27 protein-coding genes are annotated in these 23,240 nt (G+C 68.7%); 13 read left to right on the forward strand and 14 right to left on the reverse strand.

Going from position 1 to position 23,240, the window contains the following annotated elements; translation table 11 throughout:
• The first annotated feature begins 87 nt into the window (after window positions 1-87).
• Entirely contained in the window at window positions 88-963 is an 876-nt protein-coding gene (gene dapA / locus PRL19_RS07240; RefSeq protein WP_045981115.1) for a 4-hydroxy-tetrahydrodipicolinate synthase, read from the forward strand.
• 64 nt (window positions 964-1,027) lie between these two features.
• Here the strand turns inward: dapA and PRL19_RS07245 are convergent, their stop codons facing one another.
• Together PRL19_RS07245 and PRL19_RS07250 are read right to left on the reverse strand one after the other, a co-directional pair.
• Window positions 1,028-2,227: a UbiH/UbiF family hydroxylase gene (locus tag PRL19_RS07245; RefSeq protein ID WP_273744378.1), complete on the reverse strand. Its 1,200-nt coding sequence runs from the start codon at window positions 2,225-2,227 to the stop codon at window positions 1,028-1,030.
• A gap of 71 nt (window positions 2,228-2,298) precedes the next feature.
• Window positions 2,299-2,961, reverse strand: a complete 663-nt coding sequence (locus PRL19_RS07250) for a pyrimidine 5'-nucleotidase (protein ID WP_273744379.1) — start codon at window positions 2,959-2,961, stop codon at window positions 2,299-2,301.
• Window positions 2,962-3,025: 64 nt separating this feature from the next.
• Here PRL19_RS07250 and PRL19_RS07255 point away from each other — a divergent pair, with 64 nt between their 5' ends.
• The 4 genes from PRL19_RS07255 (at window position 3,026) to PRL19_RS07270 (ending at window position 5,684) form a co-directional block, all read left to right on the forward strand.
• Window positions 3,026-3,649, forward strand: a complete 624-nt coding sequence (locus PRL19_RS07255; protein ID WP_045981094.1) for a GntR family transcriptional regulator — start codon at window positions 3,026-3,028, stop codon at window positions 3,647-3,649.
• Window positions 3,642-4,274, forward strand: a complete 633-nt coding sequence (locus PRL19_RS07260; RefSeq protein ID WP_273744380.1) for a DNA-3-methyladenine glycosylase family protein — start codon at window positions 3,642-3,644, stop codon at window positions 4,272-4,274. The genes PRL19_RS07255 and PRL19_RS07260 overlap by 8 nt, the downstream gene beginning before the upstream one ends.
• On the forward strand, window positions 4,271-4,927 hold the full coding sequence (locus tag PRL19_RS07265) for an alpha/beta hydrolase (protein WP_273744381.1): 657 nt from the start codon (window positions 4,271-4,273) through the stop codon (window positions 4,925-4,927). The genes PRL19_RS07260 and PRL19_RS07265 overlap by 4 nt, the downstream gene beginning before the upstream one ends.
• Before the next feature lie 157 nt (window positions 4,928-5,084).
• Window positions 5,085-5,684: an HNH endonuclease gene (locus PRL19_RS07270; RefSeq protein ID WP_045981097.1), complete on the forward strand. Its 600-nt coding sequence runs from the start codon at window positions 5,085-5,087 to the stop codon at window positions 5,682-5,684.
• 4 nt (window positions 5,685-5,688) lie between these two features.
• Here the strand turns inward: PRL19_RS07270 and PRL19_RS07275 are convergent, their stop codons facing one another.
• The gene (locus tag PRL19_RS07275) at window positions 5,689-5,862 is read right to left on the reverse strand and encodes a TMEM199/VMA12 family protein (RefSeq protein ID WP_164871395.1); all 174 of its coding nucleotides are present in this window, start codon (window positions 5,860-5,862) and stop codon (window positions 5,689-5,691) included.
• A 221-nt stretch (window positions 5,863-6,083) separates the two neighbouring features.
• Here PRL19_RS07275 and PRL19_RS07280 point away from each other — a divergent pair, with 221 nt between their 5' ends.
• Both PRL19_RS07280 and ilvD read left to right on the forward strand, forming a co-directional pair.
• On the forward strand, window positions 6,084-6,398 hold the full coding sequence (locus PRL19_RS07280) for a DMT family transporter (protein WP_045981098.1): 315 nt from the start codon (window positions 6,084-6,086) through the stop codon (window positions 6,396-6,398).
• A gap of 175 nt (window positions 6,399-6,573) precedes the next feature.
• The gene (gene ilvD / locus PRL19_RS07285; RefSeq protein ID WP_273744382.1) at window positions 6,574-8,412 is read left to right on the forward strand and encodes a dihydroxy-acid dehydratase; all 1,839 of its coding nucleotides are present in this window, start codon (window positions 6,574-6,576) and stop codon (window positions 8,410-8,412) included.
• Between the two features lie 15 nt (window positions 8,413-8,427).
• Here ilvD and PRL19_RS07290 read toward each other — a convergent pair whose 3' ends face one another.
• From PRL19_RS07290 to PRL19_RS07300, 3 genes are read right to left on the reverse strand one after another with little or no spacing between them, the layout of a single operon-like run.
• Window positions 8,428-8,877 (reverse strand): DUF305 domain-containing protein, encoded by a 450-nt coding sequence (locus tag PRL19_RS07290; RefSeq protein WP_273744383.1) that lies wholly within the window; start codon window positions 8,875-8,877, stop codon window positions 8,428-8,430.
• 58 nt (window positions 8,878-8,935) lie between these two features.
• Window positions 8,936-9,394, reverse strand: coding sequence for an Lrp/AsnC family transcriptional regulator (locus tag PRL19_RS07295; protein WP_045981100.1), 459 nt, complete (start codon window positions 9,392-9,394; stop codon window positions 8,936-8,938).
• Window positions 9,391-9,846 carry an Lrp/AsnC family transcriptional regulator gene (locus PRL19_RS07300; protein WP_273744384.1) on the reverse strand — a complete coding sequence of 152 codons (456 nt, stop codon included), beginning with the start codon at window positions 9,844-9,846 and terminating at the stop codon, window positions 9,391-9,393. Before PRL19_RS07300 ends, PRL19_RS07295 begins: the two co-directional genes overlap by 4 nt.
• A gap of 128 nt (window positions 9,847-9,974) precedes the next feature.
• Between PRL19_RS07300 and ilvC the strand changes: the two genes are divergently transcribed.
• Window positions 9,975-10,997, forward strand: a complete 1,023-nt coding sequence (ilvC, locus tag PRL19_RS07305) for a ketol-acid reductoisomerase (RefSeq protein ID WP_045981101.1) — start codon at window positions 9,975-9,977, stop codon at window positions 10,995-10,997.
• A gap of 127 nt (window positions 10,998-11,124) precedes the next feature.
• Here the strand turns inward: ilvC and yghU are convergent, their stop codons facing one another.
• Window positions 11,125-11,988, reverse strand: a complete 864-nt coding sequence (gene yghU / locus PRL19_RS07310; protein WP_252930162.1) for a glutathione-dependent disulfide-bond oxidoreductase — start codon at window positions 11,986-11,988, stop codon at window positions 11,125-11,127.
• A 99-nt stretch (window positions 11,989-12,087) separates the two neighbouring features.
• On the opposite strand from yghU, the gene PRL19_RS07315 reads away from it, so the two are divergent.
• Complete coding sequence (locus PRL19_RS07315) at window positions 12,088-13,167, forward strand: PA0069 family radical SAM protein (protein WP_273744385.1); 1,080 nt, start codon at window positions 12,088-12,090, stop codon at window positions 13,165-13,167.
• On the opposite strand, the gene bmt is transcribed toward PRL19_RS07315, so the two are convergent.
• The 4 genes from bmt to rpsF all read right to left on the reverse strand — a co-directional run bounded on the left by bmt (window position 13,164) and on the right by rpsF (window position 15,587).
• Entirely contained in the window at window positions 13,164-14,138 is a 975-nt protein-coding gene (bmt, locus tag PRL19_RS07320) for a betaine--homocysteine S-methyltransferase (protein ID WP_127899291.1), read from the reverse strand. The two genes, PRL19_RS07315 and bmt, sit on opposite strands and share 4 nt — an antisense overlap.
• A gap of 163 nt (window positions 14,139-14,301) precedes the next feature.
• Window positions 14,302-14,892, reverse strand: coding sequence for a 50S ribosomal protein L9 (gene rplI, locus PRL19_RS07325; RefSeq protein WP_127897869.1), 591 nt, complete (start codon window positions 14,890-14,892; stop codon window positions 14,302-14,304).
• Window positions 14,893-14,905: 13 nt separating this feature from the next.
• Complete coding sequence (gene rpsR, locus PRL19_RS07330) at window positions 14,906-15,133, reverse strand: 30S ribosomal protein S18 (protein ID WP_042247758.1); 228 nt, start codon at window positions 15,131-15,133, stop codon at window positions 14,906-14,908.
• A 13-nt stretch (window positions 15,134-15,146) separates the two neighbouring features.
• On the reverse strand, window positions 15,147-15,587 hold the full coding sequence (gene rpsF / locus PRL19_RS07335) for a 30S ribosomal protein S6 (protein ID WP_045981105.1): 441 nt from the start codon (window positions 15,585-15,587) through the stop codon (window positions 15,147-15,149).
• 223 nt (window positions 15,588-15,810) lie between these two features.
• Between rpsF and speB the strand changes: the two genes are divergently transcribed.
• The 4 genes from speB (at window position 15,811) to PRL19_RS07355 (ending at window position 19,968) form a co-directional block, all read left to right on the forward strand.
• A complete protein-coding gene (gene speB / locus PRL19_RS07340) occupies window positions 15,811-16,770 on the forward strand; it encodes an agmatinase (RefSeq protein WP_046000017.1) in 960 nt (319 codons plus the stop codon).
• A 110-nt stretch (window positions 16,771-16,880) separates the two neighbouring features.
• Window positions 16,881-17,936: a peptide chain release factor 1 gene (gene prfA, locus PRL19_RS07345; protein WP_046000018.1), complete on the forward strand. Its 1,056-nt coding sequence runs from the start codon at window positions 16,881-16,883 to the stop codon at window positions 17,934-17,936.
• Window positions 17,933-18,769 carry a peptide chain release factor N(5)-glutamine methyltransferase gene (prmC, locus tag PRL19_RS07350; protein ID WP_046000019.1) on the forward strand — a complete coding sequence of 279 codons (837 nt, stop codon included), beginning with the start codon at window positions 17,933-17,935 and terminating at the stop codon, window positions 18,767-18,769. The genes prfA and prmC overlap by 4 nt, the downstream gene beginning before the upstream one ends.
• 254 nt (window positions 18,770-19,023) lie before the next feature.
• Window positions 19,024-19,968, forward strand: coding sequence for a DUF4167 domain-containing protein (locus tag PRL19_RS07355; protein WP_273744386.1), 945 nt, complete (start codon window positions 19,024-19,026; stop codon window positions 19,966-19,968).
• Window positions 19,969-20,090: 122 nt separating this feature from the next.
• Here PRL19_RS07355 and rsmA read toward each other — a convergent pair whose 3' ends face one another.
• From rsmA to PRL19_RS07370, 3 genes are read right to left on the reverse strand one after another with little or no spacing between them, the layout of a single operon-like run.
• Window positions 20,091-20,936 carry a 16S rRNA (adenine(1518)-N(6)/adenine(1519)-N(6))-dimethyltransferase RsmA gene (gene rsmA / locus PRL19_RS07360; protein ID WP_045983591.1) on the reverse strand — a complete coding sequence of 282 codons (846 nt, stop codon included), beginning with the start codon at window positions 20,934-20,936 and terminating at the stop codon, window positions 20,091-20,093.
• A gap of 55 nt (window positions 20,937-20,991) precedes the next feature.
• Complete coding sequence (gene pdxA, locus PRL19_RS07365) at window positions 20,992-21,957, reverse strand: 4-hydroxythreonine-4-phosphate dehydrogenase PdxA (RefSeq protein ID WP_273744477.1); 966 nt, start codon at window positions 21,955-21,957, stop codon at window positions 20,992-20,994.
• Window positions 21,954-23,225, reverse strand: a complete 1,272-nt coding sequence (locus PRL19_RS07370; RefSeq protein WP_217844856.1) for a peptidylprolyl isomerase — start codon at window positions 23,223-23,225, stop codon at window positions 21,954-21,956. Before PRL19_RS07370 ends, pdxA begins: the two co-directional genes overlap by 4 nt.
• Between the last annotated feature and the right edge of the window lie 15 nt (window positions 23,226-23,240).

Here is a 23,240-nt window from a genome sequence, read left to right on the forward strand (position 1 = left end):
ATTCACAACCTTGGCAAGTTCGCGGCCCTTGGTTAGGGATGGCCGCGCAATTGCCTGCTTTCACCAAGGATCATCATGGAGCGTGTCATGTTCAAAGGGTCGATGCCAGCCCTGGTCACGCCGTTCACCCCGGACGGCGAGCTGGATCTGGACACGCTGAAGAAGCTGGTCGAATGGCATGTCGAACAGGGCAGCCACGCCATCGTGCCCGTGGGTACCACCGGCGAAAGTCCCACCCTGACCCATGACGAGCATCGCACCGTCATCGAGGAGGTGGTGCGTGCGGTGAACGGTCGCATCCCGGTCATCGCGGGCGCCGGGTCGAACTCCACGCGCGAGGGCATCGGCCTCTTGCAGCACGCGGCCAGCGTGGGCGCGGATGCGGGTCTGGTCGTCACGCCCTATTACAACAAGCCGACACAGGCGGGGCTGATCGCGCATTACACCGCGCTGACGGATGCCTGCGACCTGCCGATCATTATCTACAACATCCCCGGGCGGTCGGTTGTCGACATGATGCCCGAGACGATGGGCGTCCTGGCGAAGATCCCGTCGATCATCGGGGTCAAGGACGCGACCGGCAAGCTGGAGCGCGTCAGCTGCCAGCGCATGACCTGCGGGGCGGATTTCATCCAGCTGTCCGGAGAGGATGCGACGGCCCTGGGCTTCAACGCGCATGGCGGGGTGGGCTGCATCAGCGTGACCGCGAACGTCGCCCCGCGCCTGTGCGCGCAGTTCCAGGAGGCCACGCTGCGCGGCGATTACGCGGCGGCGCTGGAGATCCAGGACCGGCTGATGCCGCTGCATCTGGCAATCTTCGTGGAACCGGGGCTGGTGGGCGCGAAATACGCGATGTCGCGCCTGGGCCTGTGCCACGAGCGGGTGCGCCTGCCGCTGACGCCACTGACCGAACCGACGCGCCATCTGATCGACGCGGCGCTGGAGCATGCGGGCCTGATCTGAGTGCGTCCCGCGACGGCGGGGGGCCAGCCCCCCGCACCCCCCGGTGTCGCGCGGTGCCGGTGTCTTAGCTGAGACCCAGGCCGGCCCGCATCATCATCCGGCGCACGGGTGCGATTCCGTACAACCCGCCAAGAGCCGCGGCGCGCAGGTCGCGCAGCGGGCGCAGCTGCGCCTGACTGGCGCGGTTCAGGGCGTCGATGGCCAGGATGCGTGCATAGGCGTCCGGGCGGCGCGTGCGGTTGTATCGGGCAAGGCTGTCGGCGCTGCCCGGATCGGCGCGGCTGAGCTCCAGCAGCGCCGAGAGGTCGGCCAGGCTCATGTTCAGGCCCTGCGCGCCGATGGGGGGCAGGACATGCGCGGCCTCGGCGATCAGCGCGGTGCGGGGGCCGGCGAAGCGGTCGGCGATCTGGCTGACGATCGGCCAGGCGGTCAGGGGGGTCGCCTGGCGCAGGTGGCCCAGCACCCCGGCGGAGCGGTCGTTCAGCGCGGCTTCGAAGCCTGGGGCGGGCAGGGCCAGCAGCGCGTCGATGGCGGCGGCGTCGTCCATCCAGACCACGGCCGAACCGGGCTGTCCGTCGCGGTCGGGCAGAGGGACCAGCGTGAAGGGCCCGCCGAAGCGGTGCACCTCGGTCGAGACGTTGTGGTGGGGCTGTTCATGCGTCACGGCAAAGGCCAGCGCCTTTTGCCCATAGCGCCAGGTGCGCGTGCCGATGCCCAGGGCGCGACGGACCGCGGAATCGCGGCCGTCCGCGCCGATCAGCAGGCGGGCGCGCAGGCGGCGGCCGTCGGTCAGGGTCACGACCGCACCTTCGGATCGGGGCAGGACCGTCGCCGTGCCGGTGCCGTGGATCACCCGGACCGAGGGCAGGGCCTGGGTGCGCGCCATCAGCTCGCGCCGCATCAGCCAGTTGGGCAGGTTCCAGCCGAATGGCTGGTCGCCGATCTCGGCCGCGTCGAAGTCGCGGGTCAGGCGCGGCGTGGCGGTGGCGCCCCCGGCATCGACGATGCGCATCACCTGCAACGCGGTGGCGTGGGGGGCGAGGCTCTCCCACAGCCCGATGCGTTCGAAAAGCGCGACCGAGGGCATCAGGAAGGCGGTGGAGCGCAGGTCGGCGCCCGCCGCGTCCTCCTCCGTCACCGGGGGGGCAGGATCGACGCAGAGGACCGAGAACCCCTGGGCCCCGAAGGCGCAGGCGGCGATCAGACCGGCCAGCCCGCCGCCCGAGATCAGGATGTCGATGTCGTCGATGCGCGTGTCGGTCATGGCAGGCCCCTTCGGTTCCGGGTCAGACTGCCCCGCCGCGCGGGCGGGGGAAAGGGGCGGCGCTGTCGCAGTCAGACCAGCGCGCGCAGAAATCCGGTCAGGTCATGGGTGCGGTGCTGGACATGCGGGCCGACCCCGCCGGTCAGCGCGTCGGGCCCGTGGCGACCGTCGCCCACAAGAACGGTGCGCATGCCCAGGTCGTGCGGGACGATCAGGTTGCGCGGGTCATCCTCGAAGAACGCGGCCCGCGTGGGGTCGATGCCGGACGCGGCCAGGATCGGCGCATAGGCGCGCGGGTCGGGCTTGGGGTGAAAGCCCGCCTCCTCGATGCCATAGACGGCGTCGAACAGGTCCTCGGGCAGTGCGCGGGCGGCCAGCACGCGGCGGGCATAACCCGCGTCGCCATTGGTGTGGATGATCCGTCGCCCCGGCAGGGCCGCGATGGCCTCGGCCAGGTCCGGGTCGGGGGTCAGCACCGAAAAGTCGATGTCGTGCACGTCGGCCAGATAGGCCGCGGGATCGACCTGATGTTCGGCCATCAGCCCGGCCAGCGTGGTGCCGTGCAGCCGCCAGTAATCCGCGCGCAGGCGGTTCGCATGATCCTGCGGCACGTCCAGCGCGCGCATCATCCAGGCGGTCATACGCACCTCGATCTGCGCGAAAAGCTGCGCCTCGGGCGGGTAGAGGGTGTTGTCCAGATCGAAGATCCAGGTGGTGACATGCGAAAAATCCATGGCAGAGGCATAGCTTGCGCGCTGGCCGCTTGCAATTCGGCGCGCGCGGGCCAATCGTTCGCGGATGAAAGACGCCTATTCCCTGATCCTGACCGCCATCGAGGGCGGCACATACCGCCCCGGCGACCGGCTGGTCGAATCCGAGCTGGCCGAGCGGTTCGGCGTCAGCCGCACCCCCGTGCGCGAGGCGCTGCAGCGGCTGGAGACCCAGGCCATGCTGGTGCGCGACGGGCGCAGCCTGATCGTCGCATCGCTGGACCACAACCAGTTGGCCGAGCTGTACACCGTGCGGGCCGAGCTGGAGGCGCTGGCCGCCCGCCTGGCTGCCCGCCACGCGACGCCCGAGGAGGTGCGCGTGCTGGCCCAGATGGTCGAGGAGGACCGCCGCACCAAGGGCGACCCCGAGGCGCTGGCGCGGGCCAACAAACGATTCCACCGGCAGATCCACCTGGCGTCGCACAACCGCTATCTGGTGCAGCAGCTGGACCTGGTGCATCGGACCATGGCGCTGATGGCGCGGACGTCGCTGGCCGCCGAGGGGCGGGGCGAGACCGCGCTGGCCGAACATGCCCGCATCGTCGAGGCGATCGCTGCGGGCGACGGGGCGGCGGCGGACCGCGCACTGCGCCAGCATATCTCGATGGCGTGGGAGACGCGGCTGAAGCTGGAGGCGCAGGCGGGTGGCTGAGCCGCGCCTGATCCTGACCCAGGACGACATCGACGAAGGGGCCGCGCATCTGGCGGCCGTCTGCCCGGTCTGGGCGCGGGTGCTGCCCCAGCTTGGCCCGCTGCCCTTGCGCCGCCAGCCGGACGGATTCGCGGCGATGGCGCAGGCCATCGTGGGCCAGCAGGTGTCGGTCGCGGCGGCGGCGGCGATCTGGGGGCGGCTGCAGGCCGCTGGGCTGGACCGGGAGGCGACCCTGCGCGAGGCCGATGACGACAGCCTGCGCGCCGCGGGCCTGTCGCGTCCCAAGGCGCGCTATCTGAGGGGGATCGCCGCGGCGGAGCTGGACTGGCAGGGCCTGCGCGATCTGCCCGATGATGAGGCCATGGCGCGACTGGTGGCCCTGCCGGGCATCGGGGTCTGGACGGCCGAGATCTATCTGAAATTCGCGCTGGGCCGCAGGGACGTCTTCGCGGCGGGCGACCTGGCACTGCAGGAGGCGGCGCGCGGCATGTATGGCTTGCCCGAACGCCCCGGCCCTGTGGCATTGCGTGCGCTGGCCGAGCCTTGGGCGCCGTGGCGCGCGGTTGCGGCGCGGGGGCTCTGGGCCTATTACCGCTGGGCCAAAGGACGCGAGGGAATATCATGACCGAACCGCTGCAATCCGCCCGCCGGGGCCCCGAGAAGGCCGGATCGGTCGTCGTCTTCCTGCACGGCTATGGCGCCGACGGGACAGACCTTCTGGGCCTGTCCGAGCCTCTGGCGCCGCACCTGCCCACGACGGCCTTCTATGCGCCCGACGCGCCCGAGCCGTCGCGCAACAATCCGATGGGGTTCCAGTGGTTCCCGATTCCCTGGCTGGACGGATCGTCCGAGGTCGATGCCCGCATCAGCATGGGCCAGTCGGTGGCTGCGCTGAACGAATTCCTGGACACCGTGCTGGCCGCCGAAGAGCTGACCCCCGAGCGGATTGTGCTGGTGGGCTTTTCCCAAGGCACGATGATGGCGCTGCACGTGGCCCCGCGCCGCGACGTGGCCGTGGCGGGGGTCGTCGGATTTTCGGGCCGCTTGTTGACCCCCGAGGTCCTGGCGGAGGAGGCGCGGGTCAAGCCGCCGGTCCTGCTGATCCATGGCGACCAGGACGAGGTGGTGCCCTTCGACGACATGTCCCTGGCCGGCCAGACCCTGCAGGAGGCGGGATTCACCGTCTATGGCCACGTGATGCAGGGGACCGGGCACGGCATCTCTCCGGACGGGTTGTCGGTCGCGCTGGCCTTTCTGAAGGAGCATCTGCCCGACTGATCGCGGGGGCGTCACGCTGCTGTCATCCTGGGCGTCTATGGGATGGTCCGTCGGGAATAGATGCGGGGGCTTGCCAGATCACCGCCGCCAGATATAGTCGACGCAACGGATCTGACGGGCGCCCCGGTCAACCCCACGGGGCAGACGGGAAGGCGCTATGCTGGACGACCATCTTCATTCCGATTTCCGAACGCAGTTCGTGCGCGAGCCGGCCAACCTGCGCCATTTCCCGGCGCTGGTCCTGAATGCCGATTACCGGCCGCTGTCCTATTACCCGTTGTCGCTGTGGCCGTGGCAGGAGGCGATCAAGGCGGTGTTCCTGGACAGGGTGACCATCATCGCCGAATACGACCACGAGGTGCGAAGCCAGCGACAGGCGTTCCGCATCCCCTCGGTGGTGGTGCTGAAGGATTTCGTTCGACCCCAGAAGCGCGTGGCATTCACGCGCTTCAATCTTTTTCTGCGGGACGAATTCTGCTGCCAGTATTGCGGGGCCAAGGGCGATCTGACCTTCGATCATGTCGTGCCGCGGTCGCGCGGCGGGATCACCAGCTGGGAGAACGTGGTCGCAGCCTGTTCGCCCTGCAACCTGAAGAAGGCCAACCGCAGCCTGCGCCATTCCGGCATGCAGCTGCGCAAGCCCGCGCGCCGACCGTCAGCGGACGAGATGCATGCGATCGGGCGGCGCTTTCCGCCGAACCATCTGCACGACAGCTGGATGGACTTCCTGTACTGGGACGCCGAACTGGACAGCTGAGCGATCAGCCGTCGTGATCGTGGCGGTCGCGGTTGTTCAGATGCACCAGCACCGCACCGCTGAGCGCCAGCAGCAGGAAGGCGATCGGGGGAACGCCCGCCGACAGCCCTGCCCACAGCGTCACCGCGGCGGCCAGGATCGTCACGGCGATCAACGCGAGGAAATGGGTCAGCGGCATGGGACACTCCTTCTCCTGACATCCAATATGGGCCGCATGGGTCGGGTTGGGAAGGCCATGCGGAGAATGCGCGACGTTTTGACGGGGACGGGGCGGGATCGCGCCGAGATCCGGCGTCTTGACCGGGGGAATCAGGCGTCCTAGATGGGGCGGCAGAGGACGACCTCCCCCTGACGGGCTGACACTTCCGGGACGGCCCGGACCATTCGGAGGGTTCAGCCATGCCATGGCTTCTTCTGTTCACGGCCGGTCTTCTGGAAATCGTCTGGGCGACGGCGATGAAATATTCGGCCGGGTTCACCCGCCCCATCCCCACCATCGTGATGGTCGTCGGCATGATCGCGTCGTTCTGGCTGCTGGCGACGGCGATGCGGTCGCTGCCCCTGGGGACGGCCTACATGGTCTGGACGGGCATCGGCGCGGTGGGCAGTTTTGTCGTGGGCGTGGTGTTTCTGGCAGAGCCCGTCACCGCGATGCGCATGGCGGCGGCGGGGATGATCGTCGCAGGCATCGTCACGATGAAGCTGGCCTCCTGACAAGTCCCGAGGGCGGGGTGCGCTTGCGTCCCGCGACGGCCGGGGGCGCTGCGCCCCCCGGACCCCCCGCCGCGTCGCGCCCTGCCGACAGAAAACCGCGAAATTCCCGCGTCGGGGGTAATTTCCTTCCGTGCCGAGGGGTGATAGACGCAATGCAAGCCAAAGGAGATCCGCCATGCCCGCCTATCGTTCCCGCACCACCACCCATGGCCGCAACATGGCCGGCGCACGGGGCCTGTGGCGCGCGACAGGCGTGAAGGACAGCGATTTCGGCAAGCCGATCATCGCCATCGTCAACAGCTTCACCCAGTTCGTGCCCGGCCATGTCCACCTCAAGGACCTGGGCCAGCTGGTCGCCCGCGAGGTCGAGGCGGCCGGCGGCATCGCCAAGGAATTTAATACCATCGCGGTCGATGACGGCATCGCCATGGGCCATGACGGCATGCTGTATTCGCTGCCCTCGCGCGAGGTCATCGCCGATTCGGTGGAATACATGGTCAATGCGCATTGCGCCGACGCGATGGTCTGCATCAGCAACTGCGACAAGATCACGCCGGGCATGCTGATGGCATCGCTGCGCCTGAACATCCCCACCGTCTTCGTGTCGGGCGGACCGATGGAGGCCGGCAAGGTCGTGCTGCAGGACGGTCGCGTCAAGGCGCTGGACCTGGTCGATGCCATGGTCGCGGCGGCCGATGATTCGGTCAGCGACGAGGATGTGCAGGCGATCGAACGGTCGGCCTGCCCGACCTGCGGGTCCTGTTCGGGGATGTTCACGGCCAATTCGATGAACTGCCTGACCGAGGCCCTGGGCCTGTCCCTGCCGGGCAACGGATCGACCCTGGCGACCCACGCCGACCGCAAGCGGCTGTTCGTCGAGGCGGGCCACCTGATCGTCGACCTGGCGAAACGCCATTATGACGGCGACGATTACAGCGTGCTTCCGCGCAATGTGGCCAGCTTTGCCGCCTTCGAGAATGCGATGACGCTGGACATCGCCATGGGCGGGTCGACCAACACCGTCCTGCACCTGCTGGCCGCGGCGCATGAGGCCGAGATCGATTTTACCATGTCCGACATCGACCGCCTGTCGCGCAAGGTGCCGGTGCTGTGCAAGGTCGCGCCCGCGAAATCGGACGTGCACATGGAGGACGTCCATCGTGCCGGCGGCATCATGGCCATCCTGGGCCAGCTGGACCGCGCCGGACTGCTGGACACCTCGGTGGGCAGCGTCCATTCCGGCACGCTGGCGCAGGCGCTGGACCGGTGGGACGTGTCGCGCACGACCGCGGCGTCGGTGCACGATTTCTTCCGTGCGGCGCCGGGCGGGGTGCCGACGCAGACCGCGTTCTCTCAGGCGAACCGCTATGACGACGTGGACCTGGACCGCGAGACGGGCGTGATCCGGTCGTCGGAGCATGCGTTCTCGCGTGATGGCGGGCTGGCGGTTCTTTACGGCAACCTGGCCGAGGACGGCTGCATCGTGAAGACGGCGGGGGTGGACGATTCGAACCTGACCTTCGAGGGGCCCGCGCACATCTTCGAAAGCCAGGACGACAGCGTCAGCGCCATCCTGACCGGAAAGGTCAAGGCCGGAGAGGTCGTGCTGATCCGCTATGAAGGACCGCGCGGCGGGCCGGGGATGCAGGAGATGCTGTATCCGACCAGCTATCTGAAATCCAAGGGTCTGGGCAAGGAATGCGCGCTGGTGACCGACGGGCGGTTCTCGGGCGGGTCTTCGGGGCTGTCGATCGGCCATGTCTCTCCCGAGGCGGCCGAGGGTGGCACGATCGGTCTGGTCGAGCAGGGCGACCTGATCCGCATCGACATCCCGAACCGCAAGATCGAGCTGGTGGTCGACGACGCGACCCTGGCCGCCCGCCGCGCCACCCGCGATGCGGAAGGCTGGAAGCCCGCCAAGCCGCGCAAGCGCAAGATCACCACCGCCCTGCGCGCCTATGCGGCGATGACCACAAGCGCGGCAAAGGGCGCCGTCCGGGTGATCCCGGAGTAAGTGGCGGGGCGCCGGTCACTTGGCGCCCTCCAAGTCGCCGATCAGCGCCTCCATCTCGGCGATCTCGCGGCGCTGCGTCTCGATGATGCCATCGGCCAGCGCGCGGACGCGGGGATCGGTGATCTTTGCCCGGGTGCTGGTCAGGATGGCGATGGAGTGATGCGGGATCATCGCCTTCATCCAGGACACCTGGTCCACCGTCGCCTGACTGCGCACCATCGCGACGCCCAGGCCAAGGATGGCGACCGCCCCCGCCAGAACCGCGACATTGGCGCGGCGGTTCGCGAACATCCCCCACATCGCGACCAGCATCACGATCGCCATCCCGCCCCCCATATACAGGGCCATCCAGGCGCGGGTCTGACTGAACCGGACATGTGACAGATCCCAGGTGTTCAGATACATCATCGCGAACATCGCAACGGTCGAGACGGCGATGGTCGCCAGAAAGCGGGCATGGGTCATGGCATGGCCTTTCATAAAAAGTGCCTGCCCCCAACCGGGGACCCACGCCGATGTTCCCTCAGCCCAAGGGACCGGGGCGGCGTTCCTCGGACAGCATCACGTTCGCCTCGACCTGGCCCACGCCGGGCAGGGTCATGATGCGGCGGCGCAGGATGCGTTCGAAATCACTGATGTCGCGGGCGGTGATTCGCAGCCGGTAGTCGAACTGGCCCAGGACGTGCTGGACCAGCTGCACCTCGGGGATGGCGGTGACGGCGCGTTCGAAATCCTCAAGCCCGGTGCGGCCCTTGGCGGCCAGCTTGATCCCCAGGAACACGGTCACGCCAAAGCCAAGCGCGGCCGGGTCCAGCACCACGCGCCGGCCGGCGATCACGCCCTGATCCGTCAGCCGCCGGATGCGCCGCCACGCGGCAGGCTGGCCGATGCCGACCGCGCGCCCGATATCGGCGGCGCTGGTGGTCGCGTCGCGTGCCAGCGCCCGCAGGATGGCCAGATCGGTCGCGTCCAGGTCGGTCACAGGGCCAGATCCTCGCTGTCCTTGATGGTCGCGACCAGCATCAGCGCGTCCAGTTCGGCGATATGCGGCAGGGTCAGGATGCGGTCGCGATAGACCTGCTGCCAATGCGCCATGTCGCGGGCGATGACCGAGGCTCGCCAGTCGACGCTACCCAGGAAGGACTGGATCTCGATCACCTCGGGGACCTGGCGCAGGGCGGCGACGAACTCGTCGAAGGCGCGCGGGTTTGTCTTGTCCAGCGTGAAGCGCAGGCTGACCTCGACCGCCCAGCCCATCGCGCGCCAGTCGATGCGGGCCTGCACGCCGCGCAGGACGCCCGCCTCGCGCATGCGCTCCATCCGTCGCCACAGGCTGGCCGCGGTGACACCGGCGCGTTCGGCCAGCGTCGCATTGGCGGCGGCGGGATCGGCCAGAAGCTGGCGCAGGATGCGGCGATCGGTGGAGTCAGGCATGAAAGTCATGGTAATGGCATTATCATTGCATGATCTTTTCGCAAGATGTTTGAAACACTGATCGAATGCGAAGGTTCGAACCCGGTCCACGAGCTAGAACGGTGTCAGCAAATCGAAAGGACTTCCCCATGCGCGTTTACTATGACCGCGATTGCGACGTGAACCTGATCAAGGACGCCAAGGTCGCGATCCTGGGCTATGGCAGCCAGGGCCATGCCCATGCCCTGAACCTGCGCGACAGCGGTGCCAAGAACGTCGTCGTGGCCCTGCGCGAGGGCAGCCCGTCCGCCAAGAAGGCCGAGGGCGAGGGCCTGAAGGTCATGGGCATCGCCGAGGCCGCCGCCTGGTGCGACGTCATCATGTTCACCATGCCCGACGAACTGCAGGCCGAGACCTACAAGAAGTACGTCCATGACAACCTGCGCGAAGGCGCGGCGATCGCCTTTGCCCACGGCCTGAACGTGCATTTCGGCCTGATCGAGCCCAAGCCCGGCGTCGATGTCATCATGATGGCGCCCAAGGGCCCCGGCCACACGGTGCGCGGCGAATACACCAAGGGCGGCGGCGTGCCCTGCCTGGTCGCGGTGCATCAGAACGCCTCGGGCAAGGCGATGGATATCGGCCTGTCCTACTGCTCGGCCATCGGTGGTGGCCGGTCGGGCATCATCGAGACCAACTTCCGCGAGGAATGCGAGACGGACCTGTTCGGCGAACAGGCGGTCCTGTGCGGCGGCCTGGTCGAACTGATCCGCATGGGCTTCGAGACGCTGGTCGAGGCCGGCTACGAGCCCGAAATGGCGTATTTCGAGTGCCTGCACGAGGTCAAGCTGATCGTCGACCTGATTTATGAAGGCGGCATCGCGAACATGAACTACTCGATCTCGAACACGGCCGAGTACGGCGAATACGTGTCCGGCCCGCGCATCCTGCCCTATGACGAGACGAAAGCCCGCATGAAGGCCGTCCTGCGCGACATCCAGACCGGCAAGTTCGTGCGCGATTTCATGCAGGAGAACGCCGTCGGCCAGCCGTCGTTCAAGGCGACGCGTCGCATCAACGACGAGCATCAGATCGAACAGGTCGGCGCCAAGCTGCGCGAGATGATGCCCTGGATCTCCAAGGGCAAGATGGTCGACCGCGCGCGCAACTGATCTGTCGAAGCCGGGGGTTTCACACCCCCCGGACCCCCGTGGGGTATTTGGGCAAAGAAGATGTCATTCTCCTTTGTCCAAATACCCTGGGGGGAGTCCGAAGGACGGGGGGCAACGCCCCCCTTCCTCATGCCTGCAGCTTGTCCTGCGTCTTCGTCTGGAAATCCGACGCGTCATGGCGTTCATGCAGCTGTTTCGCGGGATCGCCGGACACGTTGTTCACCATGATGCCACGCTGAACCGCCGGGCGCGCCGCGATCTCGGCCTGCCAGCGATGCAGGTTGCGATAGCTTTCGGCATCCAGAAAGGTCGCCGCATCGCCGTAGGCGCCCCCCGTGATCAGTCGCCCGTACCACGGCCAGATCGCCATGTCGGCGATGGTGTAGTCGTCGCCCGCGATGAAGCGGCTATCGGCCAGGCGCTTGTCCAGCAGGTCAAGCTGACGCTTGACCTCCATCGTAAATCGGTCGATCGCGTATTCGATCTTGGTGGGTGCATAGGCGTAGAAATGCCCGAAGCCGCCGCCCAGATAGGGGCCCGCGCCCATCTGCCAGAACAGCCAGTTCAATGTCTCGGTTCGTGCGGCGGGATCCGTGGGCAGGAAGGCCCCGTATTTCTCGGCCAAGTAAAGCAGGATGGATCCTGATTCGAAGACCCTCTGCGGGGGGCTGACCGAATGGTCCATCAGTGCGGGGATCTTGCTATTCGGGTTCGCCGCGACGAAGCCGCTTCCGAACTGGTCGCCGTCACCGATCTTGATCAGCCACGCGTCATATTCAGCGTCATGGCCGGCCTCCAGCAGCTCCTCCAGCAGGATCGTGACCTTCTGCCCGTTGGGCGTTGCCAGCGAATAAAGCTGCAGCGGATGCTGGCCCACGGGCAGGTCGCGGTCATATTGGGCCCCGGCGGTGGGCTTGTTGATGCTGGCGAACTGGCCGCCATTCTCCTTGCCCGGGGTCCAGACCTTGGGCGGGGTATAGTCGTCACTCATCGGGATGTCCTGTGATTGCGTCGGATCAGAGATGTGGGCGGGCTTGCGGAACATCAACCGGGGGCTTGCGATGTTCTTATTATGTTCTATAATTGCAAGATGCTTCCGCCCCGTGATCCCGACCAGCGCATCAAGGCCCGTGGGGCCGACACTCGCCCCGCGGGGCGGTACGAACAGCAGGTCAGGACCCGCGAAGCCGACGACTGGGACATCGCCGAGGATCAATCCCTGCTGCGGACCGAGGTAACGGTCGAGCGCCCGCGCAGCATCATCAGCCGCAATACCTCTCCGGACATCAGCTTCGACCGGTCGATCAATCCCTATCGGGGGTGCGAACATGGCTGCATCTACTGCTATGCGCGGCCGACGCATGCTTGGCTGGGCCTGTCGCCGGGTCTGGATTTCGAGACGCGGATCACCGCAAAGCCCGATGCGGCCGACCTGCTGGCGCGCGAACTGGCGCGGCCCAGCTATCGCCCCGCGCCGATCGCCCTGGGCACGAACACCGATCCCTATCAGCCGGTCGAAAAGCGGCTTGCGATCATGCCCGGCATCCTGCGGGTGCTGCGCGATTGGAACCACCCGGTGACATTGGTGACGCGGGGCCAGACAGTCCTGCGCGATCTGGACCTGTGGGCGGAACTGGCGGCACGCGATCAGGCCTCGGTGGGTGTCAGCATCACCACGCTGGACGCGGATCTGGCCCGCACGCTGGAACCGCGCGCGCCGGCACCCGCGACCCGTCTGCGGATGATCCGGGATCTGTCACGCGCAGGCGTGCCCGTCCGCGTGATGGTCGCCCCGGTCATCCCCGTCCTGACCGAGCCCGAGATCGAGGCGATCCTGACCGCCGCGCGCGAGGCCGGGGCCACCACCGCCACGATGATCCCCCTGCGCCTGCCGCATGAGGTGGCGCCGCTGTTTCGCGATTGGCTGGAACGGCACCGGCCGGGGATGGCCGCGCATGTGATGAACCGCGTGCAGGACATGCGCGGCGGGCGCGACAACGACCCGCGTTTCGGCCACCGGTTTCGCGGAGAGGGCCTGCACGCGAAACTGGCCCAGCAGCGGTTCCGGCTGGCGCGAACCAGGTTGGGGTACCGCACGGGCGGGCCGGCGCTGGACTGTTCGCGGTTCGGGCCGCCGCCCAAGGCCGGGGACCAGCTGTCGTTGTTCTAGTGGCGGCGGTCGTCCTCGCCGCAGCTGCTGAAGGCGCCCAGCTGTGCGGTGATCCGGTCCAGCGCGGGGCGGGGGCCGCGGGGCCGGGTCTCCAGCGCCTCGTGCATCGCGCGCAGATGCGCGGGTATGGTCCCGCAGCAGCCGCCGATGATCCGCACGCCCAGGTCGCGCGCAAGGCAGGCGTAATCGGCCATCAGCTCGGGCGTGCCGTCGTAATGAATATGGCCGTCCTGCAGATGCGGCACGCCCGCATTGCCCTTGGCGATGGTTGGGCGTTCATTGCCCGATGCGGCAAGACCGGTGACCGACCGCAGCAGGTCGGACGCGCCGACGCCGCAATTGGCGCCATAGGCCACGGGCGGATTGGGCAAACGTTCCACCGCGGCGGCCAGCTGTCCGGGCGTCACGCCCATGATCGTGCGGCCCGCCGTGTCAAAGCTGAGGCTGCCGCACCAGGCCATGCCGGCCAGGCGCGCGGCCTCGGCCGCGGCGCGCAGCTCCTCCAGCGAGGAGAGGGTCTCGACCCACAGGATGTCGGCGCCGCCGTCGCGCAGCGCCTCGGCCTGTTCGTGGAACATCTGGACGGCACGTGCATGGGTCAGGCTGCCCATCGGGGCCATGAATTCGCCGCTGGGGCCCATGCTGCCCGCGACGATGACGGTGCGGCCCGCGCGGTCGGCCTGATCGCGGGCGATCTCGGCGGCGCGGCGGTTCAGTTCGGTGACGCGCGCGGCGGCGCCGTGGCGCGCCAGGCGGCTGGCATTCGCGCCAAAGCTGTTGGTCAGGAACAGATCGGACCCGGCCTCGATCGCGCTGCGGTGCAGGGCGGCGATGCGGTCGGGATGGGTGGCGTTCCAGATCTCGGCCGGGGTGTCGGCGTCTAGGCCCATGTTGAACAGGGCGGTCCCCGTCGCGCCGTCGGCCAGCACATGCGGGCGGGTCTGCAGCATCAGGGACAGCGCGTCGGTCATCACCACTTCCTTGGCCACGGCCAAGGGGGCCGGGGCGATGTCGGGTCCAGTCATCAGGTCCATGTCGGGATGTGTCACAGCAAGGAGAATTTTGACAGGAACGAATGAAAAACCGCGCCGGTTTCCCGGCGCGGCAAAAAAGTCTGCGCTTGATCCGGTGGGATCAGTTGCGGTCGCGGTCGTCGCCTTCGCCGTCATCGGCACCGCCGATGTCGTCGAACAGTTCGGCGATCTCGAACTCGGCCTCGGCGTCGGCTTCGGCGGCCATGTCCTGGATGGACTTGCCCTGCGCCTGCAGCTCTGCCTCTTCGGCCGAGCGGGCGACGTTCATGGTGATCGTCGCCTCGACTTCCGGGTGCAGCACGACGGTGACGTCATGCAGGCCCAGGTCCTTGATCGGCTCGCGCAGGACAACCGACTTGCGGTCGACGGTGAAGCCGGCCTCGGTCGCGGCCTCGGCCGCGTCACGCGTGGTGACCGAGCCGTACAGCGCGCCCGAATCGGATGCGGAACGGATGACCACGAAGGTCTGGCCGTCCAGCTTGTCCGCGATCTTCTGGGCTTCGGCCTTCGACTCCGCGTTGCGGGTCTCCAGCTGCGCCTTCTGACCTTCGAACGCCTTGATGTTGGCTTCCGACGCGCGCATCGCCTTGCCCTGGGGCAGGAGATAGTTGCGTGCGAAGCCTTGCTTGACGTTGACGACTTCGCCCATCTGGCCCAGCTTGGCCACACGTTCCAGCAGGATGACTTGCATCGTTCAGGTCTCCTTACTTGACGACATAGGGCAGCAGGGCCAGGAAACGCGCGCGCTTGATGGCACGGGCCAGCTCGCGCTGTTTCTTGGCCGAGACGGCGGTGATGCGCGAGGGCACGATCTTGCCGCGTTCGCTGATGTAGCGCTGCAGCAGGCGGGTGTCCTTGTAGTCGATCGCAGGTGCGTTATCGCCCGAGAACGGGCAGACCTTGCGACGACGGAAGAAGGGTTTGTTGGCCATTCGTCAGATCCTCTCAGTTCCGCTCGCGGCGTTCGCCGCGGTCGCCGCCACGATCACCACGGTCGCCGCGATCGCGGTCGCCACGGTCGCCCCGGGGACGGTCGCCACGGTCACCGCGCTCGCCACGCTCTTCGCGCTTCTGCATCTGGACCGAGGGGCCTTCCTGATGCTCGTCCACGCGGATGGTCATCACGCGCATCACGTCATCATGCAGGCGGGCCAGGCGTTCCATCTCCAGCACGGCGCCCGAGGGGGCGTCGGTGCGCAGGAAGGCATAGTGGCCCTTGCGGTTCTTGTTGATCTTGTAGGCCAGGGTGCGCACACCCCAGTATTCGTGCTCGACGACCTTGCCGCCATTGTCGGCGAGAACGGTCGAGAAGTGTTCGATCAGCCCTTCGGCCTGCGTGTTCGACAGGTCCTGGCGGGCGATCAGCACATGCTCGTACAGAGGCATGGCGATCCTTTCGGTTTGAATGCGCATTTCATCGACGGGCCGTCCCTTCCGCACCCGTCACGAGAGGCTGCGCCGTTACAGTCAAGCTCAGGCGGAAGGATGGCGTGTCATAGCAGCGAACCGCGCGGATGCAAGGGTTTTCGCCCCCGGCCGCGTCCGGCGCCCCTTGCGCCCGTCCATGCGCGCGGCCAATCTGGCCGCCGGCACGACAGGGGGAGCGGCGATGGCGCTGGAAGATGCGAAGACCCAGGTGGATCAGGCCTTCACGCGCGACAGCCTGCGCGGGCTGTCCTTCGAGAACGCCTTTGGCGGGGCCACGAGCTTTCTGCGCCGCCGCTATACCAAGGACCTGGGCGGCGTCGACGTAGCGGTCACGGGCATCCCCTTCGACCAGGCGGTGACCCACCGGCCCGGCACACGCTTCGGACCGCGCGCGATCCGCGAGGCGTCCAGCCTGCAGGCCTTCGATCCGCCCTATGGCTGGGGCTATGATCCGATGGCGGTGCTGGATGTGGTCGATTACGGCGACATGGCGTTCGATTACGCCAATGTCCGCGAGGTGCCCGCCCGAATCGAGGCGCATGTCGGCGCGATCCTGGATGCGGGTGCAGCGCCGATCACCCTGGGGGGCGATCATTTCATCACGCTGCCGATCCTGCGCGCGGTCGCGGCGCGGCGGGGGCCCGTGGCACTGATCCAGTTCGACGCGCATTCCGACACATGGGTCGACGACGACCCGGACCGGATCGACCACGGCACGTTCCTATACAAGGCGATCAAGGCGGGGATCGTGGACCCGGCGGCCAGCGTGTCGATCGGCATCCGCACCGACAATCCCGACACGCTGGGCGTGACCATCCTGGATGCGCCGTCGGTGCATCGGGACGGGATCGAGGCGACGCTGTCGCGGGTGCGGGCGGTGGTCGGCGACCGGCCCTGCTATGTGACCTTCGACATCGACGCGCTGGACCCGGCCTTTGCGCCGGGCACCGGCACCCCGGTCTGGGGCGGGCTGGCCAGCTGGCAGGCGGCGGCGCTGCTGCGCGGGCTGGCGGGGATCGACCTGATCGGCGGCGACGTGGTCGAGGTCTCTCCGCCCTATGACACGACCGGGGCCACGGCGATCGCGGGCGCGCATGTCGCGCTGGAGCTGATCGCGCTGTTCGGCTGGTCGCGGCGATGAGTTGCGTCCCGCGCCGCGCCGGGGGGCTGCGCGCCCCCCGGACCCCCCCGGCGTCGTGCCGGGATGCAAGGGCGCTTGTACGGTCCGGGGCCGGGGGGTAAGCCGCATCCATGTTGCCCCAGGACCGCCTTGACCAGATCGCCGCCCGCTTCGAGTTTCTCGAGGCGCAGCTGAATGCCGGCCCCGCCGCCGACCAGATCGCCAGGATCAGCCGTGAATATGCCGAGCTGAAGCCCGTCGTGGCCCAGATCGACCGCTGGCGCGCCGCCCAGGACGGGCTGGTCGAGGCCCGCGCCCTGCTGGCCGATCCCGAGATGCGCGACCTGGCCGAGGATGAGCTGCGCCGCCTGGGCGCATTGCTGCCCGCGCTGGAGCAGGACCTGCGGCTGGCGCTGCTGCCGCGCGACGCGGCGGACGCGCGCCCCGCGATCCTGGAGATCCGCCCCGGAACCGGGGGCGACGAGGCCGCGCTGTTCGCGGGCGACCTGCTGGAGATGTACCGCCGCCACGCCGAGGCCCAGGGCTGGCAGTTCCAGACGCTGGAACTGACCCGGACCGAGCTGGGCGGCATCAAGGAGGCCATCGCCCGGATCGAGGGCGAGGGCGTCTTTGCCCGCCTGAAATACGAATCCGGCGTGCACCGGGTGCAGCGGATCCCCTCGACCGAATCGGGCGGGCGCATCCATACCAGCGCGGCCACCGTGGCCGTCCTGCCCGAGGCCGCCGAGGACGTCGAGATCGACATTCCCGCGACCGACATCCGCATCGACACGATGCGCGCGTCCGGCGCGGGCGGCCAGCATGTCAACACGACCGATTCGGCCGTGCGCATCACCCACCTGCCCACCGGCATCGTCGTCACCAGCAGCGAGAAGTCGCAGCACCAGAACCGCGCCAACGCGATGGCCGTGCTGCGCGCGCGCCTCTATGACATGCAGCGCGCCGCCGCCGATGCCGAACGATCCGCCGACCGGCGCGCGCAGGTCGGCAGCGGCGACCGCAGCGAGCGCATCCGCACCTATAACTTTCCGCAGGGCCGCATGACCGACCACCGCATCAACCTGACGCTTTATGCCCTGGACCGGGTCATGGCCGGCGACCTGGCCGAGATCATCGACGCGCTGACCGCCCATGACCAGGCCGCCCGCCTGGCCGAGGCGCAGTGAGGCTGTCGGACGCCCAGGCCCAGGGCACGGCGCTGCTGCGCGCGGCGGGCATCGCGGGCGCGTCGCGTGATGCCGACCGCATCCTGGCCGCGGTGCTGGAGATAGAGCCGGGCCAGCTGCGCATCACCGACGACCGCGCGCTGACCGACGATCAGGCGACGCAGTTCAACCGCGGCATCGCGGCCCGCGCCCTGCGCCAGCCCGTGGCCCAGATCACCGGTTTCCGCGATTTCTGGGCGCATCGTTTCAAGGTCACGCGCGACACGCTGGACCCGCGCCCCGAGACCGAGGCGCTGGTCGAGGCGGCACTGGCGCGGCCCTGGCGGCGGGTGCTGGACCTGGGGACGGGGACGGGGGCGATCCTGATCTCTCTTCTGGCGGCGCGTCCGGGGACGACGGGGCTGGGAACCGACATATCCGAGGCCGCGCTGCAGGTTGCGCGTCACAATGCCCGGCGGATCGGCGTCGACGCGCGGTTCCGCCAAGCCGACTGGCTGGACGGGGTCGAGGGGCCGTTCGACCTGGTCGTGTCGAACCCGCCCTATATCGCGGCGATCGAGATGGCGCTGCTGGACCCCGACGTGCGCGACTGGGAACCCCGCCATGCGCTGACGGACGAAGGCGACGGGCTCGGCGCCTATCGCACCATCGCGGCGGGCGTGCGCGGCCTGCTGTCGCCAAAGGGCGCCGCCCTGGTCGAGATCGGACCGACCCAAGGCGCGGCGGTCGCGGCGCTGTTCCGGGCGCAGGGCGCGCAGGTCCGCGTGCTGCCCGATCTGGATGGACGCGACCGGGTGGTGCTGGCGGATTTCGCGCCCGCTGCGGCGGTTTGACGCCCATTTCGGCGTGGTTTTCGCAGTTTTCCCTTGTCTGGCCCGTCATTGCATGGTTAGTCGGCAGCGTGCGACAGGCCCTAGCCGTCGCATGGGTCAGCCTGACAACTGCCGATACCGAAGGGGTGCATCTGGTGCGCCGCGGTTGGGCAAGGCAGGGCTGAACGGAGTGGTCACAGCCCCCGTATCCGTCCGACACCGCCGTCCAGTTCACGCTGGCATCCCGACGCCCGGAAACATTACAGACAAGACTGATGAGATCATCAAAATCCCGCTCGCGTAGCAAATCGAACCGCCAGCGCACGCTGGGGAACATCACCAATCGCGTCTTTGACAGCTCGGGGCCCGAGGGCAAGGTGCGTGGCACCCCCCAGCAGATCATCGAGAAATACCTGACGCTGGCGCGCGACGCGCAGCTGTCCCATGACCGCGTCGCGGAGCAGAGCTTTCTGCAGCACGCCGAGCATTACACCCGCATGCTGGGCGAGGCGAACCGCGAGATGGCCGAACGCCAGGGCCGCCCCGACGATGACGGCTATCAGAGCAACATCGGCAGCCATGGTTATCACCAGGGCGGCCAGAGCGGCGGTCAGAACAACGGTGGCCAGAACAGCGGCGATCGGAACAATGGTGGCCAGAACGGCAACCAGGGCCAGCAGGGCGAGGGCAACCAGCGCCGCGACCATCAGCAGCGTGACGGCGGACAGCAGCGGGACCAGCAGCGCGATGGCGGACACCAGCCGCGCGACGGCCAGCGCGATCACCAGGCCCGCGATGGTCAGCCCCGCGACAACCAGGGTCGCGACAGCCAACCCCGCGACAATCAGAATCGTGACAATCAGGCCCGCGACAATCAGGGTCGTGACAGCCAGCGCGACAACCAGCCGCGTGAGCAGCGCCCGCGGTTCGAGCCGCGCCAGGACGCGCGTCCCGACCTGTCCGAGGAGAACGCGCCGCAGTTCCTGCAGCAGCCCAGCCTGCCCGAGGTGATGCCTGCCACTGAGGACGACGGCGGCGCCGCCGTCCGCACGCCCGAGGCGGAAGCCCCGGCCAAGCCCGCACGGACCCGCGTCTCTCGTCCCCGCGCGCCGCGTGCAGTGTCCGAGGACGGGACGCCCGCGCCGACCCGCAGCCGCCGCAAGCCCGTGGCCGAGGCCGAGCGTTTGGCCCCTGTCCGCCCCGAGGGCGATCAGGACTGATCCGGGCCGATCATCGGAAAGATAGGAAAGGGCGCGCCAGATCGGCGCGCCCTTTGTCGTAAAATCCCATGAAGGGCGTCACTTTGGGCGTCCGGCGTCGTTGCGGGGCCGATGGCGCGGGATCAGCCTTGCCGGGCCGCCTGAAGCGCGCGAGCCAGGGCGCAGAAGCGTTCCAGCTCGATTTCCTCGGCGCGGGCGGTGGGGGGGATGCCGACGCTGTCCAGCAGCGCCTCGATCTGGGGGTGCAGGCCTTTCAGGCTGGCGCGCAGCATCTTGCGGCGCTGGTTGAAGCCGGCCCCCGTGATCTGTGACAGGATCGCCGCATCAGCGGGAAAGCGCGGCTGGGGCAGGGCGGTCAGGTGGACGACCGCGGAATGGACCTTGGGCGCGGGCACGAAGGCCTCGGGCGGCAGGGACATCACGATCTGCGCGTCCGCCCGCCACTGCGCCAGCAGCGCCAGCCGGCCATAGGCCTTGGAGCCGGGACGGGCCACGATGCGTTCGGCCACCTCGCGCTGGAACATCAGCGTCAGCGATTGCCAGAAGGGTGGCCAGTCCCGGGGCGTCAGCCAGCGGATCAGCAGTTCGGTTCCCACGTTGTAGGGCAGGTTCGCGGCCACGCGGATCGGCGGCGTCAGGTGCGCCAAGGGGTCGATCTGCAGCGCGTCGCCGGTGATGACCGTCAGGCGGCCGGGATAGGCGTCGGCGATCTGTTCCAGCGCGGGCAGGGCGCGGGGGTCCTTTTCGATGGCCAGCACGTGGCGTGCGCCGCAGGCCAGCAGGCCACGGGTCAGACCGCCGGGGCCGGGACCGACCTCGAGGACGTCGCATCCGGTCAGGTCGCCCGCCTGCCGCGCGATCTTGTGCGTCAGGTTCAGGTCCAGGAGGAAGTTCTGGCCCAGCTGCTTTTTCGCGCGCAGGTCATGGGTCGCGATCACCTCGCGCAGGGGGGGCAGGTTGTCGATCATCGCAGGATCCTGGGGGCGGGGGCGCGCCAATGGGTATTTGGGCAAAGGAGAAACCTCATGCCCGGCTGTCCGCCATGGAGCGCGCCAGACGCAGCGCGGCGATGGTCGAGGACGGATCGGCCAGCCCCTTGCCCGCGATGTCGAAGGCGGTGCCGTGATCGGGCGAGGTGCGGATGAAGGGCAGGCCGAGCGTCACGTTCACGCCGCCGTCGAAGTCCAGCGTCTTGATGGGGATCAGGCCCTGGTCATGATAGCAGGCGACGGCCGCGTCATAGCGCGCCCGCGCGGGGGCGTGGAACAGGGTGTCCGCCGGATGGGGGCCGGTGACGTGCAGGCCCTGATCGCGCAGACGGGCGATCAGGGGGGCGATCATGTCGCGGTCCTGGGTGCCCATCATGCCGCCTTCGCCCGCATGGGGGTTCAGCCCCGCAACCGCGATGCGCGGGGTGGGCAGGCCGAAGTCGCGGATCATCGCGGCATGGGTCAGGCGGATCGCCTGTTCCAGTGCCTGTTCGGTCAGGGCTGTGGGCACGTCGGCCAGGGGGATGTGGCTCGTCGCGGGCACCACACGGCAGGGCGGCGTCACCGTGGTCGAGGCCAGCATCATCGCCACCGGCACGTCGCCCGCCAGATGCGCCAGGAATTCGGTATGGCCCGGGAAGGCGAAGCCCGCGCCGCGGATCAGAGCCTCCTTGCTGATGGGGGCGGTGCAGATCGCGGCCACGCGGCCGGCCATCGCCAGATCGACCGCGCGGGCGATGACCGCGACGACATCGGCCGCATGGGCGGGGTCGGGGCGGCCGGGCGTGGCGGGGCCTGCGAAGTCATGGCGCAGCACCGGCAGGTGTCCGGGCGGAACGGCATCGTCGGGGTCCGCGACCGGGGTCCAGGCGGCGGTCGGAGGCAGGTGGCGCGGATCGCCCATCCAGACCAGGTCCACGCCCGCGGCCAGCGCCAGCGGCGCCAGTTCGGGGCCGATTCCCGCGGGTTCGCCGCAGGTCAGCAGGATGCGCGCCATCAGGGCCGCCGGATGATCGCGTCGGCCCGCAGATCGGCCAGCAGCCCTTCGGCGGCGGTGTTGATCTTGGCGTTGAACAGCCGGTCGCGGACGGCCTCGCGCGAGGGGATGCCCTGGACTTCGGGCTGGGGGATCGCCGCCTCGACCCCGTCATCGGGCAGGGCGGTGGTGGCCACCTGGGCCTGGGCGGCCAGCGCGGGCTGGCGCGAGCATAGCATCACCAGATCGGCCCCCGCGCCCGACGGGACCACCCCGGCCTCGTTGGCGTCCAATGAGGCTAGGCGCGCGCCGATCATCTGTGGGATCGCGCCTTGGGACACGGTCTGGCGCTGGATCTGGGCGGCGGCCTCGGGGCCTGCCTGGACGTAAAGGTCGTCGCAGCTGGTGGCCCGCGCGGCCAGGCTGGCCGCATCGGTGACCGAGGCCAGCCGCAGGGTCATGTAGTCCAGCACCTGTTCCCGCGCGCCCGGGCGCAGCGTGCCTTGGGCGTCGCGCAGGAAGAACAGGACCACCGCGCCTTCGACCGGCAGGGGCGGCGTGGTCTGGCCGGGCTGCAGGCCGGCGATAATCGGACGCAGGCTGGGCGGCAGGTTGTCCAGCGCCAGCAGTTCCAGCCGCCCGCCCGCCTCGGCCGAGGGGGTGGCCGAATACTGCCGCGCGGCTTCGGCGAACTGGGCCTCGGTCGGGCGCGAGGCGGCGATGCGTTCGGCCAGCTGCAGGGCCTGCGCCTCCTGTCCCGGCGGGGCGGGGATGATCAGCTCCGACAGCAGGACGCGGTCGATGATCGGCGTCTCGATCACGCGCTGCAGCTCCTGGTCGACCTCGGCGTCGGTGACGTTGACGCGGGGCAGCAGGCGGGCGCGCACGACGTCGCGCCAGACGGTGCCGGCCTCGACGAAATCGCGGAACACGCCTTCCTCGATGCCGGCGCGTTCCAGCTGGGCGATGAAGCCCGCCGCGTCCAGTCCCGCGCGGCCTGCGAATTCCTCCAGCCCGGCCTGCAGCCCCTCGGGGGTGATCTCGACGCCGATTTGGCGGGCGGCCTGGATGCGCAGGCGGTCGTCGACCAGTGCCCGTTCGGCAGCGGTGGCACTGGCGTCGGGGGCGCCGATCACCTGCATGAACCGCATCCGCTGATCGACCTCATAGCGGGTGACGGCGCTGTCGTTCACATAGACGACGGGCGCGAACAGGTTCTGCGCCGCCGCCGGCGCCACGGCGCCCGTGGCGATCATCGCCGCCAGGGCGATACCCGAAAGAAATTGCCGCATGTCTGCCCTCATCTG

The organism is Paracoccus marcusii (assembly GCF_028621715.1).
GTDB lineage: Bacteria > Pseudomonadota > Alphaproteobacteria > Rhodobacterales > Rhodobacteraceae > Paracoccus > Paracoccus marcusii.

What these genes read in the sequence shown, in the direction of transcription:
- rsmA (WP_045983591.1), bottom strand. Translation starts at nt 20,936, where the DNA reads ATGATCGACAACCTGCCCCCCCTGCGCGAGGTGATCGCGACCCATGAC.
- PRL19_RS07275 (WP_164871395.1), bottom strand. Translation starts at nt 5,862, where the DNA reads ATGCCGCTGACCCATTTCCTCGCGTTGATCGCCGTGACGATCCTGGCC.
- PRL19_RS07250 (WP_273744379.1), bottom strand. Translation starts at nt 2,961, where the DNA reads ATGGATTTTTCGCATGTCACCACCTGGATCTTCGATCTGGACAACACC.
- prfA (WP_046000018.1), top strand. Translation starts at nt 16,881, where the DNA reads ATGTTGCCCCAGGACCGCCTTGACCAGATCGCCGCCCGCTTCGAGTTT.
- PRL19_RS07270 (WP_045981097.1), top strand. Translation starts at nt 5,085, where the DNA reads ATGCTGGACGACCATCTTCATTCCGATTTCCGAACGCAGTTCGTGCGC.
- PRL19_RS07290 (WP_273744383.1), bottom strand. Translation starts at nt 8,877, where the DNA reads ATGACCCATGCCCGCTTTCTGGCGACCATCGCCGTCTCGACCGTTGCG.
- PRL19_RS07255 (WP_045981094.1), top strand. Translation starts at nt 3,026, where the DNA reads ATGAAAGACGCCTATTCCCTGATCCTGACCGCCATCGAGGGCGGCACA.
- bmt (WP_127899291.1), bottom strand. Translation starts at nt 14,138, where the DNA reads ATGACCGACGCGCTGTCCCTGATGCTGCAGACCCGCCCGCATGTGCTG.
- speB (WP_046000017.1), top strand. Translation starts at nt 15,811, where the DNA reads ATGGCGCTGGAAGATGCGAAGACCCAGGTGGATCAGGCCTTCACGCGC.
- ilvC (WP_045981101.1), top strand. Translation starts at nt 9,975, where the DNA reads ATGCGCGTTTACTATGACCGCGATTGCGACGTGAACCTGATCAAGGAC.
- ilvD (WP_273744382.1), top strand. Translation starts at nt 6,574, where the DNA reads ATGCCCGCCTATCGTTCCCGCACCACCACCCATGGCCGCAACATGGCC.
- rpsF (WP_045981105.1), bottom strand. Translation starts at nt 15,587, where the DNA reads ATGCCTCTGTACGAGCATGTGCTGATCGCCCGCCAGGACCTGTCGAAC.
- PRL19_RS07300 (WP_273744384.1), bottom strand. Translation starts at nt 9,846, where the DNA reads ATGCCTGACTCCACCGATCGCCGCATCCTGCGCCAGCTTCTGGCCGAT.
- rpsR (WP_042247758.1), bottom strand. Translation starts at nt 15,133, where the DNA reads ATGGCCAACAAACCCTTCTTCCGTCGTCGCAAGGTCTGCCCGTTCTCG.
- PRL19_RS07315 (WP_273744385.1), top strand. Translation starts at nt 12,088, where the DNA reads ATGCTTCCGCCCCGTGATCCCGACCAGCGCATCAAGGCCCGTGGGGCC.
- PRL19_RS07280 (WP_045981098.1), top strand. Translation starts at nt 6,084, where the DNA reads ATGCCATGGCTTCTTCTGTTCACGGCCGGTCTTCTGGAAATCGTCTGG.
- yghU (WP_252930162.1), bottom strand. Translation starts at nt 11,988, where the DNA reads ATGAGTGACGACTATACCCCGCCCAAGGTCTGGACCCCGGGCAAGGAG.
- rplI (WP_127897869.1), bottom strand. Translation starts at nt 14,892, where the DNA reads ATGCAAGTCATCCTGCTGGAACGTGTGGCCAAGCTGGGCCAGATGGGC.
- PRL19_RS07265 (WP_273744381.1), top strand. Translation starts at nt 4,271, where the DNA reads ATGACCGAACCGCTGCAATCCGCCCGCCGGGGCCCCGAGAAGGCCGGA.
- PRL19_RS07370 (WP_217844856.1), bottom strand. Translation starts at nt 23,225, where the DNA reads ATGCGGCAATTTCTTTCGGGTATCGCCCTGGCGGCGATGATCGCCACG.
- PRL19_RS07245 (WP_273744378.1), bottom strand. Translation starts at nt 2,227, where the DNA reads ATGACCGACACGCGCATCGACGACATCGACATCCTGATCTCGGGCGGC.
- dapA (WP_045981115.1), top strand. Translation starts at nt 88, where the DNA reads ATGTTCAAAGGGTCGATGCCAGCCCTGGTCACGCCGTTCACCCCGGAC.
- PRL19_RS07355 (WP_273744386.1), top strand. Translation starts at nt 19,024, where the DNA reads ATGAGATCATCAAAATCCCGCTCGCGTAGCAAATCGAACCGCCAGCGC.